Genomic DNA, 12,719 nt, shown 5'->3' with positions numbered 1-12,719 from the left:
TCGCCGGTCGGGCACGGACCTGAGCAGCACGAACGACGCGCAGGGGGACCGGGACCGACTGAAGACCGTTGAGGCGTCGGTGCGGCCGGCAGTACGGTCGGTGGCGATATGGATCTCCTCGGCCGTGACGACCTGCTGGCCACCGTGCGGGCCGGGCTCTCGCGTGGTCGCGTGCTGCTGCACGGGCCGGTCGGGATCGGGAAGTCGGCCGTGCTGGAGGCCGTGGTGCCGGCCGACGGCACGGTCCTGCGCAGCTGCCCCGCGGAGGCTGATCGGCGGATCCCGTACCTGGTGCTGGCCGATCTCCTCGGTGACGTCCGGGTCGACCTGCCCGGACCGCAGCAGGAGGCGTTGGACCGGGCGCTGCGGCGCGGTCACGGGGAGCCGGATCCGCTCGCCCTCCGGCAGGCCGTGCTGACCGTGTTCCGCGAGGTGGACCCGGTGGTCGCGGTCGACAACGGGCAGTGGGTGGACGACGCCACGGCGGAGGTGCTGGCGTACGCGGTCGCCAGGGCCGGCGCACGGGTGATCGTCGCGGCCAGGGAGCCGGTGGCCGGGTGGTGCGGCGAGGTGATCGAGGTGCCGCCGCTGTCCGCTGCGGTGACCGCCGAGCTGATGGCCCGGCACGGCCAGGTCGACGTCCGGCTCACCGGCGGGAACCCGCTGTACGCCATCGAGCTGAGCAGGTCACCCGGCGGGATCCCGGCCCGGCTGCGCCAGGTCGTCGCGGAACTGCTGGACGCGCAACCCGCCGCGACCCGCACCACGCTGCTCGTCGCGAGCCTGGTGGAGAAGCCCACCCTGCGCATGATCGTCCACTGCGGACGTGAGCGGGCCGCTGCGGAGCTCGGGGACTGCCCGCTGGTCCGGGTCGAGCCCGACGGCGGGGTGCACTTCCGGCAGCCGCTCGTCGCCGCCGCGATACCCGTGGTCGTGCCGGCGGACGAGGTCCGCCGGGTTCACGCGCGGTTGGCCGAACTGGCGGCCGATCCGGTGGAGCGGGCGCGGCACCGGGCCTGCTCGGTCACCGGCTTCGACGAGTCCACGGCCGTCCTGCTGCTCCGGGCCGCCGGTGCGGTCCGCCGGCAGGGAGCGCTCGGGCGGGCCGCGGAGCTGGGCAGGCTCGCCGCCGAGTGCACCCCGCCGAGCACCCCGCTGCGGGCGGCCGGGCGCCGGTTGCGTGCCGCGAACGACGCGCTGGGCGCGGGCTGGCACGACCTGGCGACCTCGCTGGCGCAGGCGGTGCTGTGCTCGCCCGGTGTGTCCAGGACCCAGCGGGTCCGTGCCCAGCTGGTGATGGTCGACGCCGTCCGCTACGCCAGGACGGCCGCCGGCGGCATCGTGGGGGAGGCGTTGACGCACGCCAAGGGGGACGCCGCCCTGGAGGCACCGGTGGAGTACCGGTTCGCGGTGCACTCCGCGCTGGGCGGCGACCTGCGGGAAGCCGCCCGGCACTTCGCGGACGCCGTGCTGCTGGCCCGGACCGCCAAGGACGTGCACACCGAGGTCATGTCGCTGTGCTCGCTCGCGCTGTCCCAGATCGCCCTCGGCGACGCCACCGCCACCGCCACCCTCGACCTGGCGCGCAGGATCGTGCCGGACCGGATGGCGGTCACGCACGACGGCACGCTGTGGGTGGCCGCTCGCCTGGACCTGTTCGCCGACCGGTTGCAGGCGGCGTCGGACCACCTCACGGCCTTGCTCGACCACGCCGGCGACCGGGGCCTGCTGTCCGAGGTGGTCGGCATGACGTGGGCCGCGATCGAGGTGTGGGTCGCGATGGGGCGGTGCGGCAGCGCGCTGCGCCGGGCCACGGAGTGCCTGCGACTGGCCGAGACCATGGGGTCCGACCTCGCGCTGGCGTGCTACGGGGCGGCGCTGGCCGAGGCGTACGGCGGCGACCCGGTGGTGGCGGACGCCCTCGCGCGTCGGGGAGCCGGCCGCGCCGAGTCGGACGGCGACTACTCCTTCCTCGTGCGCAACCTGCACGCCCAGGGGCTGGCGGCGTTGGGCGCGGGCAACCCGGAGGCCGCGCTCGGGCCGTTGCGCCGGGCCGGCAAGCTCGAACTGGACATGGGCGCGGTGGATCCTGCGGTGTTCGCGGTCCGCCCGGACCTGGCCGAGACCCTGATCGCGGTCGGTGAGCTGACCGAAGCCGCCGGGGTGATCGGTGGCGCCAGTGCGTGTGCGGTACGCCTCGGCAGGCGTGGCGTGGCGGCGTCGCTGGACCGGGCGGACGGCCTGCTCCGGCTGGCGCTCAAGGACTACCGCGGGGCGGAGCGGTCCCTCGGGTCCGCGGTCGAGGTGCACCGGGAGTTGCGCCAGCCGTTGCAGCTCGGTCGGAGCCTGGTGGCGCTGGGCGTCCTCGAACGCCGGCGCAAACGCCGGGGAGCGTCCCGCAGGCTGCTCGAACAGGCCCGGCAGGTGTTCACCGAGAGCGGCGCGCCGCGGTGGGCCGACCGGGTGGCGGTGCTGCTCGGGGACACCCCCGACGGCGCCGCGCTGGCCGGGTTCGAGGCCCGGATCGCCCGGCACGTCATCGAGGGTGCCAGCAACCCGGAGGTGGCCGGGCGACTGAACATCAGCGTCAAGACCGTCGAGGGCGCGCTCACCCGCATCTACCGCAAGCTCGAGGTGCACAACCGCACGCAGCTCGCCGCCCGGTTGCGAGGGGACCGGGAATTCCCCCTTTCCGACCCGGGAATCGGACATTCATCCTGATCCTCGCTTGTCCCCCCCTGCCTAGTGGACGAGGAGATCTGCATGCGTCCCTTCATCCTTGCCTGCGCGCTGCTGTGCGCGGTCACCGCTGCCCCGGCCAATGCGAGTCCGAGCAGCGGCAGCGTCGAACCCATGATCATCGGTGGCACGCTGGTGACGTCGGCCCCGTGGGCGGCCGCGGTCTACCGCAACGGCTCGTTCACCTGCTCCGGCACCATCATCTCGCCGAACTGGGTGCTCACCGCCAAGCACTGCGTCGGTACGGGCCTCACGGTCCGGGTCGGCAACGTCTACCGGGCCCAGGGCACGCCCAGCTCGGTGAGCCGGTACGTCAACAACTCGGCCGACGTGTCGCTGCTGCAGCTGAGCACGCCCATCCAGACCAGCGAGTACTCCAAGCTGGCCGACACCAACCCGGCCATCGGCACCACCAACCAGATCTACGGGTGGGGGTACACCAGCCGCAGCGGCCCGGTGTCGCCGCAGCTGAAGACGGCCAACGTGCGGATGACCTCGATCTGCCGCGACTACTACGGCGGCCAGGCGCTGTGCACCAGCCGGATCAACGGCAACGCGTGGTCCGGTGACTCGGGCGGCCCGCAGATGTACAACGGCCAGCAGGTCGGCGTCGCGTCCACCGCCGACGGCTCCTCGACGCAGCAGTACTCCAGCGTGCCTGCCGTGCGCGCCTGGATCCGCTCCACCGCGGGCGTCTGACCCCGGTCCGAGCACAGGGCGTCGACACCCGCGAAGCCCCGGGGTCGCCCGTGCCGCGACAGTCGCGGCACGGACGACCCCGGGGCGCGGTGGCTCCGAGGTCGCCGTGTCCGGTCCGGCTAGCGCCGGTTCGGCGCCTCGCCGGTCACCTTGCCGACGAGGGTGAACTCACGTCCGCCCGGCGGCAGCGTCGTGAAGTGCAACCGGACCTGCTCGGCGGGTTCGGTTTCCGCGTCGGACACCGTCGGGACGGTGAAATCCGCACTCGTCTCGCCCGCCGGGATGTAGATCGCCGTGGTCAGCCGCGTCGAGGACAACGGTCGGGACGGCAGTGGCTCCTCGGGCGGGTACACCTGCTGCCGGAACCAGTCGGCGTCGACGTCCGTGGTGGACAGCTCGGGCCCGCCGACCGGGGCGACCGGCGCACCCAGCCGGAAGATCGCCACGTCGGCCGCCTCCGACAGCGTCGCCCGCCAGGTCAGGGCACCGCCCTCGGCGACCTCCTCGGCGACCGGGGTGACGGTGAGCGTCGGCTCCGGGTCGTCGTCGAGCACCGTCAGACCACCCGTGTAACGACCGGCGACCGTGCCCTGGACGGCTTTCGCGAGCAGTGCGCGCCGGGCTCCGGCGCTCCACCGGGTGTTGCCCGCGACCTGCATCGGAATCTCGATCCGGTGCCGGCCCGGCTGGAGCGTCACCAGCCGGTGGGTGAACGTGCGGCCGTTCTCGTCGTTGACGAACAGCCGCACCGAGCCGGGGCCGTCGCCGGAGACGGTGACCGGGACCTGGTAGGTCTGCGTACCGGAGTCGCCTTCCCGCACCGTCAGCGCCCCCACGTCGACGCGCGGCAGCGCGACCGGCCGCGGATCCGGCAGGCCGTGGCTCCAGCCGTACGCGTCGATGAGCCACGCCTGCCCGGCACCGCTGCGCGGGACGAGTTCCAGCGCGGCGACCTGGCGCAGGTCGATGCCGTGCGACGGCAGCGGGACGCGGACCTCCTGCGCCCAGCGGGCGGACAGCCGCCCGGTGGCCGGCAGCCCGTCGAGCGACACCGAACCCAGCTGCGCGCGGCGCCCGGCCCGGTCGGTGACGGCCACGTCGAAGCGGTTCGCCACGGTGTTGGCCGGGACGATCAGCCGCAGTGCCAGCTCCCGCGCCCCGGCGAGCGAGACCGCCTGGCCGGGACGCACGACCGCCGGCTGCCCCTCGGCGGACCACGCCAGCGCCACGGCGAACCTGCCGGGCTCGGGCGAGACCCCGTAGAACCTGGTGAAGTGCGGCGACTCCAGCCGTCCGGACGGGCCGCCGCACGAGGTGGCCGGATCCTCCGGCACCTGCGCGCACATCCGCGCACCGCCGGTGGCCGTGGTCGCGTCGTCGGGCACCACGAACGCGGACCGCGCGCCGCCGATGGCGTGGCCGAGCACACGCGCCGGGTCGGCCGACGGGGCGCGCACGCCCGAACCGTCGAGCAGCGGCAGCACGCGCTGGTCGCCCGCGACGAACAGGCGTGCGGCCGCGGCGATGTAGGTCGCGCCCGCCGTCTGCTGCTGGGCCGCCGTCAGCCTGGTGGCCGTCCCCGGCGAGCACACCGCGTCGTCGGGCGGGGACCGGAAGTCGTCGAACGCCGGGGCCTCCGCCTGGCCGGGCGTCCACTCGGTGTTGAAGTAGTTGTGGTTCGCGCCGACGAAGTAGAGCGCGCTGTGCAGCGCGGCTCCCCGGCTGACGCCTCGGGTCGCGTCCAGGTACATCTGGCCCTGGAGGTCGCTGACGTCGCCGTCGCAGCCGGGCAGGAACGTCACCGAGGGCACGTCCGGCGCCGGGTTGTGCCCGAAGATCGTCGGGCCGATCAGCAGGTCACCCTTGATCTTCCAGCGCACCGGGCCGTCGTAGCCGCTGCCCGGCGGTGGCGGGGTGATGCTGTCGGTGGCCGCCCGGTTGACGCCTTCGCCGCCACGGGAGTGCCCGACCAGGAACACGTTCGACAGGTCGGCGGCGGGCGACGCGCGGACGATCTCCGGTGCCGAGCCGCGACCGGGCCCCGCCCAGTCCGCCCACTTCGCCAGGTGCGCGCGGACCAGCGCCGACCGCGCTCCCGCACCCGCCTCGCGGTCCTGGGCGTCCTGCGCGTTGACGCCGTTGGCCGAGATCGACACGGTCAGGTAGCCCTGCGAGGCGAGCAGTCGCTGTGCCTGGAGGTACCCGCGGTGGCTCGGCACCGGCTTGGCGCCCGCCGGGCACGGCCACGACAGCAGGATCCTGGTCGGATCGGCCGGGTCGTAGCACGTGAAGTGCCTGCCGTGCAGGAACAGCGCGAGCGGGCGCTTGCCGTGCGGGCCCTTCGGCGCCACGACCACGGCCTGCACCTCGATGGGCGTCGGGTATCCCGGCACGGTGATCGGGTCCAGCGCGTACTCCCCGGTGCGCGTCGGGAACGGGCCGGGCTTGCCGGGGTCGACCGCGCCGGCGGGCAGCGGCGCGGGTGCGGGCGGCGGCGTCGAACCCATCGGGCGCGCCGGCTCCTCGGCGTCCAGCCGGGTGCCCGAGGCCCGGACCTGGAGCCGGTCGGCACTGGTCACGGCGGCCCCGTCCAGGGTGTACGAGCGCAGGTCGGCGGAGGGCCGCGGCACCCCGAGCAGCCGGTCCCCGTCCCAGAACTCGACCGCGGCGTCACCCGGTGGGATCGGACCGGGTGCCGTCCACACCAGCTGCGTGCCGGCGAACGTCCACCCCGGTGGCGGTGCGGCCGCCGCGGGACCGGCCGCCGCCACCGGGGTGGTCAGCCCGGCCACGAGCAGCGCGGGAAGCAATAACTTGGTCGAACGCATGCGCAATCCCCCTCGAATTGGCCAATGCACCGGTAGTTCTAGTGCTTTCGCATATCGCGCCACAAGGGCCGAGGGGGGAATTTTCTTTTGGTATAATCCGACCGTTCGAAATCATTGTGTGGTCGGCGCGCATTCACGGCATGAGCCGCGCGGGCATTGTCCTGCCGATGATCTCCCGGGCCGGGAGCACACGCCCGTTCCCACCGGGGACGGGCGCGCGGTGCCCGCACAGCGCCGACCGGGTCGCCGCCACGTTCGGCGGCGACCCGGTCGGCGCGGTCGGCAGGCGTCGGTTACGCGGGTGCCGGTGCGAGCCTGGCCCACACGCGGTGCTCACCCATCAGCGTCAGCACCTCCTGGACGACATCGGTCGGTCCGTCGCCGGTCACCACGCCGGGGCCGGTGCCGACCAACGCGGTGCCGGGGCCCCACGCGCCGATCGTCTTGGCGTGCCGGTAGGTCTCCTCGATGAGGAGTTGCACGCGCGGGTCGATCGGTGAGGCTGCCGCGCCCGCCTTCTCGTCCCGCACCGGCAGGGCGTCCGGGGCGGGCGGGGGAGCGGCGGCCACCAGCAGGGCGTCGAACTCGACCGAGCGGGCGGTCAGGAACGTGCGCTGGGCGATCAGGCCGTGGGCGAGGTCACCGCCGCGGGCGGCGATGACCAGCGGCACCACCCCGGCCGCCTGCAGCGCGAGCCGGGCCGTGCGGACGCCGTCGAGGCCGTCCGGGTCGTCGGCGTCCACCACGATGCCCACCATCCGGCCGTCGACCGGCCAGACCTGGCCCAACTGGGACAGCGCCGGGCTGGGCTGCACCTCCGGCAGCTCCTCGGCGGCCGGTGCGGGCAGGCCGAGGCCGGTGGCGACCTCGGTGCACAGCCGAGTGTCGACCTTGGCCAGCACCTGCAGCATCCGCTCCTTGATCGCCTGCTCGTAGCACTTGCCGAGCTCGAAGGTGAACGCGCGGATCACGTGCTCCTGCTCGACCGGGCTCAGGCTGCGGAAGAACATCCGCGGCTGGGTGAAGTGGTCGTCGAACGACGCCGCCGCCCGGCGGACCTTCGTGGACTCCACGACGCGCTGCGGCACCTCGACGTAGGCCTTGTCGGCGGCGCCGGCGTGGAACGGGCACCCGCCGTCGAGCGAGTTCGGCTTGTACGGCGCGACACCGCCGTGCACCGCGTGCTGGTGGAACCCGTCACGCAGCATGTCGTTGACCGGCGCGTGCGGGCGGTTGATCGGGATCTGGCCGAAGTTCGGACCGCCCAGGCGGGTCAGCTGCGTGTCGAGGTAGGAGAACAGCCGGGCGTGCAGCAGCGGGTCGTCGGTCACGTCGATGCCCGGCACGAGGTGGCCGGTGTGGAAGGCGACCTGCTCCGTCTCGGCGAAGAAGTTGGTCGGGTTGCGGTTGAGGGTGAGCATCCCGATCGGCTGCACGGGCGCCAGTTCCTCGGGCACGATCTTGGTCGAGTCGAGCAGGTCGATGCCCTCGAACGTCTGCTCGGGCGTGTCCGGGAAGACCTGGATGCCCAGCTCCCACTGGGGGAACGCGCCGGACTCGATCGCGTCGTAGAGATCCCGCCGGTGGAAGTCGGGGTCGACGCCCCCGATCATCTGCGCTTCCTCCCACAGCAGCGAGTGCACGCCCTGCTTGGGCTTCCAGTGGAACTTCACCAGCGACGTCTCGCCCGCGTCGTTCACCAGCCGGAAGGTGTGGACGCCGAAGCCCTCCATGGTCCGGTAGGACCGCGGCACGCCCCGGTCGGACATGTGCCACATCACGTGGTGGGTGGCCTCGGTGTGCAGCGACACGAAGTCCCAGAACGTGTCGTGCGCGCTCTGCGCCTGGGGGATCTCCCGGTCGGGGTGCGGCTTCGCGGCGTGGATGATGTCCGGGAACTTGATGCCGTCCTGGATGAAGAACACCGGGATGTTGTTGCCCACCAGGTCGAACGTGCCCTCGTCGGTGTAGAACTTGGTGGCGAAACCGCGGGTGTCGCGCACGGTGTCCGCCGAGCCCCGGGAACCCACCACGGTGGAGAACCGCACGAACACCGGCGTGGTCTTGCCCTCGCGCAGGAATCCGGCCTTGCACACGCTCTCCGCGGAGCCGTAGCCCACGAACACGCCGTGCACTCCGGCGCCGCGGGCGTGCACCACCCGTTCGGGGATGCGCTCGTGGTCGAAGTGCATGATCTTCTCGCGCAGGTGGTGGTCCTGCAGCAGCGTCGGACCGCGCTCACCGGCCTTGAGCGAGTGGTCGGTGTCGTACAGCCGCACGCCCTGCGCGGTGGTCAGGAACGCGCCCTGCTGGCTCTTGGACGTCTTCGGCGCACCGGTGGGCGCACCGGTCGGGGTCACGGTCTCCGGTGCGTCCTGGTCGCCCTTCGGCGGAAGAGGTTCCCTCGGCTCCGTCGGCTGCGCGAGGCTCGGCGGCTCGCTCGCGGGTGCTCCCGGCACGTCCGGCGTGACCAGGTCGGTCACCTTCTCGACTGCCTTCTCGAGAGCGTTCTTCACGATCTCGGCGGGGTTCTTCGAATCCACTCTTCCTCCTTGTGGTCTTCACGCGGCTACCCCGGCGCGGAGGGGTCTACACAGTGCGCGAAGTCTCCATCGGGTGGACTAGGGGGAACACGGTCCGTCACCGGGGAGGGGCTCGTGCCCGGCTCCGGCACGGGTGGCGAGTCGGGCCGGACCGGTCGAACGGGGAACGCGGCGACCCGTGGGTGCCCACGCAGACCCGGTCACCCCGCTCCGTCGTCAGCCGCAACCCGCACATGACGAAGGAGTCGGGGAGGCCGGGCGCCGGCGACGGCACCCGGCTGATCGTCTCCACACCCGTGATCAGGGCACCCACGAGGAAGCTCAACGGGTGGTCGGGGCTCGCACCGATGATCGGTTCCCGGAGCGGGAAGCCGCTGTACCACGACCGGGAGAGGGAATTCCGCGCGACCGGGTCCACCAGCAGGATGTTCGGCCTGCTCCACGGCCCGGTCCTCACCCGGCGCCTTCACCGACCCGACGTCAAGGTCGGTACGCCGGGGGAGGCCCGTGCGGACAGCCGTCCACACGGGCAGCCCTGGCTGCCCGCCGGGGCAGTCGGGTCGCCGCGGTCAGCGCGCCGACCCCGCTGCCGGGCGGTTCAGTCGCCCTTCACGTTGACGATCTGCCGCAACGTGTGCCGGATGTCGACCAAACCCTGCGCGTCCCGCATCACGATGTCGATGTCCTTGTACGCGGCCGGGATCTCGTCGATGAACGCGTCCGTGTCGCGGTACTCGATACCGACCATCGCCGTGCGCAGGTCTTCCCGGTTGAACCTCCTGCGGGCCGCCGAACGGGAGTACTCCCGGCCCGCGCCGTGGGGCGAGGAGTTCAGCGCGACAGCGTTGCCCTTGCCGACCACCACGTACGAGGCGGTGCCCATCGAGCCGGGGATGAGGCCCGGCCTGTCCTTCTCGGCGTTGATGGCACCCTTGCGGGACAGCCACACCTCCTTGCCGAAGTGGGTCTCCCGCTCGGTGTAGTTGTGGTGGCAGTTGACCGTCTCCAGCCGCTCCACGTCACGGCCGGTCCAGTCGGCCACGCACCCGACGACCCGGTCCATCATCTCCTCGCGGTTGAGCCACGCGAACCGCTGGGCCCAGCGCATCTCCCGGATGTACGCCCAGAACTCGTCCTCGCCCTCCACGAGGTAGGCGAGGTCCTGGTCGGGCAGGTCGATCCACCGCCGCCCGCACTGCTCGCGGGCGATCCTGATGTGCTTCTGGGCGATCTTGTTGCCCACCCCGCGCGAGCCGGAGTGCAGGAACAGCCACACCTGGCCGGTCTCGTCGTGCGTGACCTCGATGAAGTGGTTGCCGCTGCCGAGGCTGCCGAGTTGCAGCTGCCAGTTCGCCGCGTAGGAACCGGGGTCGAAGCCGGACTCCTCCGCGCTGCGGCCGAGCGCCTCCACCCGTTCCCGCGCCGTGTCGGTCAGCCGCCGGTTGTACTTGCCCGCCGACAGCGGCACGGCCTCCTCGATCGCCCGCCGCAACGGGGCGAGCGGGCGGGACCGGAACTCGTCACCCGTGAACTGCGTGCGCACGGCGATCATGCCGCAGCCGATGTCGACGCCGACCGCCGCCGGGATGATCGCGCCCACCGTGGGGATGACGCTGCCGACCGTGGCGCCCTTTCCGAGGTGCGCGTCGGGCATGAGCGCGACGTGCGGGAAGACGAACGGCATGCGGGACGTCTTCTCGGCCTGTTCGCGGGAGGCGGGGTCCAGAATGGACGCCCAGTTCACCAGCCGCTTGTTGATGTGCTCCACGGGTCCTACGTTATGCGGCGCCAAGCCCCGTCGCGAACGGTATTCCGCCCGCCGGAGGCGACCTGCCGCTGCGTGATCAACTCGGCTGCACCGCTCGTCCGGTCTCGACCCGGGTCCAGGCCGGATCGGAGCCGGGACAACGCGTGCCCGGAGTCGGTAGCACCCGGTCGACGAGGTAGCGGTCGGTGGTCCGCATGGTGCAGTCGTTGCGCAGGTACACCCCGTGCCCGGCGTCCTCGTAGGTCACCAGCACACTTCGGCGGATCGTCCGGTTGACCCCGACCGCCCACTCCACGCCGGTCGCGGGGTCGTGCCGGGAGTTCAGGATCAGCAGTGGCACGTGGACCTCCGGCCGGTGCTGCGGGTTGGTCACGGCGAACGGCCGGCCCGAGCACAGGGACACGCCCAGCCATCCCATGTGGGTGCGCATGTTCGGCGCGGCCCGCTTGAGCTCGCCCCACATCCGGACCCAGTCCTGTCCGGACCGGAAACCGAACCGGTGATCGGCGCACAGCACCGCGATCGGGAACGGGTCCGTCGGCCGCGACGCCCGGACCGGCGACGGCGGGCGCCGGCCGGCGAGTTCCGCCGGCCGGCCGGAGACCTGCGCCCAGGAGGGGGTGTAGAAACCCGCCCGCATGGTCTGCCAGGACAGGTCCGTGGGGCTGATCCTCCTGGCGGGGTCGGCGGGGTCGGCGGGGTCGGCGGGGTCGGCGGGGTCGGCGGGGTCGGCGGGGTCGGCGGGGTCGGCGGGGTCGGCGAGTTCGCCGCGTTCAGCGCGGCGGTACAGGTCGCCGAAGACGGCCTCCACGTCCTGTGCAGGGCGCAGTTCGTGCTGACGGCACACCACTTCACGAATTCGCCGAAGGCGTCCTCGACCGCCCTGCCCGAACCGGCCATGAACTCGCGTGTGCCCAGCGTGTGGTCGAAGACGCTGTCGAGCACCATCGTCCGCACCCGGTGCGGGTACATCTCGGCGTACAGCTGTGCGGCCGGCGTGCCGTACGAACGGCTGTAGACGCTGATCCGGCGTTCACCGAGGGCCGCCCGGATCTGCGGTTGGTACCGCGCGGATCCAGGCTGACGACGTCGAAGCGCGCCTCGGCGACGGGCGTGACGCGGTTCCGGTCGATCAGCTGCCGGATGCCGGAGTCGCCCGGCCCGCCCGGCAGGTAGACGATCGTGCCGATCCGGTCGCCGGTGGCCTGGCGGCGCACCAGCGACAGCTCGATGGTGGCGCCACCCCGTGCCCAGTCGACGGGTACGCGCAATCCGGCGCACTGCACGTCCGCCGGCGGCGGGTCTTCCTGGCCGGGCTCGTCCGCCTCGCACCGCACCCAGTCCAGGGCCGGGCCCGTCCGCGCCCCGGCCGGCAAGGCCGGTAAGGCGGCGACGCCGAACACCGCGGACGCGGTGACGGCGAGGAATCGGCGCATGGTCTCCCCAGTCGGTCGTCGTGGATCTTCATTCGACCACCGGTCCGGCACCGCGCGCCTCGGGGAGGACCCTTGGGTCGTCCCCGAGTCCGATCGACGGGTTGCCGTGGGGCGCAGACCGCTAGACGGTTCCGTTGAAGCGGTCGGCGAGGTAGGCGGCCTTGGCCTCGTCGTCGCGGTCCGAGTAGAGGAAGCGGCTCCACGCCTGGCGCTCGTGCAGGACGGCACCCATCTCCCACACGCAGATGACCTGGAGGTGGGTGCCCTGCTCCAGGCGCTGGAAGCTCTCGTGCTGCGTGACTTCGCGGTAGTAGACGGTCAGCCACATCTCGTTGTTGTTGCGCCACGTGCAGACGATGAGGAAGTGGAACGACTCGCCGCACAGGTGGTGCACCACGAAGCCGAGTTCGCCGGAGATGGCCAGGTCGCCCGAAGCCACCTCGGCGCGCAGGAACTCCTCGCCCTGCGTCCGCACGGCCGGGTCGACGGTGGCCTCGGCCTTGCGCACCTCGTACCACTTCAGGTGCGAGTCGGGGAGGACCACGTCGTGGTCCGGCAGCGCGACGACTTCCTTGGGGTAGTGCCGGTAGCCGTCTTCGACGCTGGTCAGCTTGGCGAGGTGGGTGAGATTCGTGGTCACGGCACGGGATCGTAGGCCCTGGGGCCGGGCTAGTCTGCCCCGTTGTGAAACCGGATCTCACGACTT

9 protein-coding genes are annotated in these 12,719 nt (G+C 72.5%); 2 read left to right on the top strand and 7 right to left on the bottom strand.

Annotated elements, in window-relative coordinates; genetic code table 11:
* The first annotated feature begins 108 nt into the window (after window positions 1-108).
* Together FHS29_RS23470 and FHS29_RS23465 are read left to right on the top strand one after the other, a co-directional pair.
* A complete protein-coding gene (locus tag FHS29_RS23470; RefSeq protein ID WP_184693858.1) occupies window positions 109-2,721 on the top strand; it encodes a helix-turn-helix transcriptional regulator in 2,613 nt (870 codons plus the stop codon).
* Between the two features lie 42 nt (window positions 2,722-2,763).
* Window positions 2,764-3,438, top strand: a complete 675-nt coding sequence (locus tag FHS29_RS23465; protein WP_184693856.1) for a S1 family peptidase — start codon at window positions 2,764-2,766, stop codon at window positions 3,436-3,438.
* A gap of 119 nt (window positions 3,439-3,557) precedes the next feature.
* On the opposite strand, the gene FHS29_RS23460 is transcribed toward FHS29_RS23465, so the two are convergent.
* From FHS29_RS23460 to FHS29_RS23430, 7 genes are all read right to left on the bottom strand, one after another.
* Window positions 3,558-6,266 carry an alpha/beta hydrolase family protein gene (locus FHS29_RS23460; RefSeq protein WP_184693854.1) on the bottom strand — a complete coding sequence of 903 codons (2,709 nt, stop codon included), beginning with the start codon at window positions 6,264-6,266 and terminating at the stop codon, window positions 3,558-3,560.
* A gap of 293 nt (window positions 6,267-6,559) precedes the next feature.
* On the bottom strand, window positions 6,560-8,809 hold the full coding sequence (locus FHS29_RS23455) for a catalase (RefSeq protein ID WP_184693852.1): 2,250 nt from the start codon (window positions 8,807-8,809) through the stop codon (window positions 6,560-6,562).
* A 97-nt stretch (window positions 8,810-8,906) separates the two neighbouring features.
* A complete protein-coding gene (locus FHS29_RS23450; RefSeq protein WP_184693850.1) occupies window positions 8,907-9,266 on the bottom strand; it encodes a hypothetical protein in 360 nt (119 codons plus the stop codon).
* Window positions 9,267-9,407: 141 nt separating this feature from the next.
* Complete coding sequence (locus FHS29_RS23445) at window positions 9,408-10,577, bottom strand: RtcB family protein (protein ID WP_184693848.1); 1,170 nt, start codon at window positions 10,575-10,577, stop codon at window positions 9,408-9,410.
* 76 nt (window positions 10,578-10,653) lie between these two features.
* Window positions 10,654-11,388, bottom strand: a complete 735-nt coding sequence (locus tag FHS29_RS38230; RefSeq protein ID WP_221456493.1) for an alpha/beta hydrolase — start codon at window positions 11,386-11,388, stop codon at window positions 10,654-10,656.
* Window positions 11,389-11,428: 40 nt separating this feature from the next.
* Window positions 11,429-12,013, bottom strand: coding sequence for a hypothetical protein (locus FHS29_RS23435; protein ID WP_184693846.1), 585 nt, complete (start codon window positions 12,011-12,013; stop codon window positions 11,429-11,431).
* Window positions 12,014-12,134: 121 nt separating this feature from the next.
* A complete protein-coding gene (locus tag FHS29_RS23430) occupies window positions 12,135-12,653 on the bottom strand; it encodes a hypothetical protein (RefSeq protein ID WP_184693844.1) in 519 nt (172 codons plus the stop codon).
* Window positions 12,654-12,719: the final 66 nt, after the last annotated feature.

The organism is Saccharothrix tamanrassetensis (genome assembly GCF_014203665.1).
GTDB classification, from domain to species: domain Bacteria; phylum Actinomycetota; class Actinomycetes; order Mycobacteriales; family Pseudonocardiaceae; genus Actinosynnema; species Actinosynnema tamanrassetense.
This window is presented reverse-complemented; position numbering and strand designations above follow the sequence as displayed.

Bases quoted from the DNA above. Each gene is read 5' to 3' on its own strand.
- FHS29_RS23470 (WP_184693858.1), top strand. From the start codon at position 109: ATGGATCTCCTCGGCCGTGACGACCTGCTGGCCACCGTGCGGGCCGGG.
- FHS29_RS23465 (WP_184693856.1), top strand. From the start codon at position 2,764: ATGCGTCCCTTCATCCTTGCCTGCGCGCTGCTGTGCGCGGTCACCGCT.
- FHS29_RS23460 (WP_184693854.1), bottom strand. From the start codon at position 6,266: ATGCGTTCGACCAAGTTATTGCTTCCCGCGCTGCTCGTGGCCGGGCTG.
- FHS29_RS23435 (WP_184693846.1), bottom strand. From the start codon at position 12,013: ATGCGCCGATTCCTCGCCGTCACCGCGTCCGCGGTGTTCGGCGTCGCC.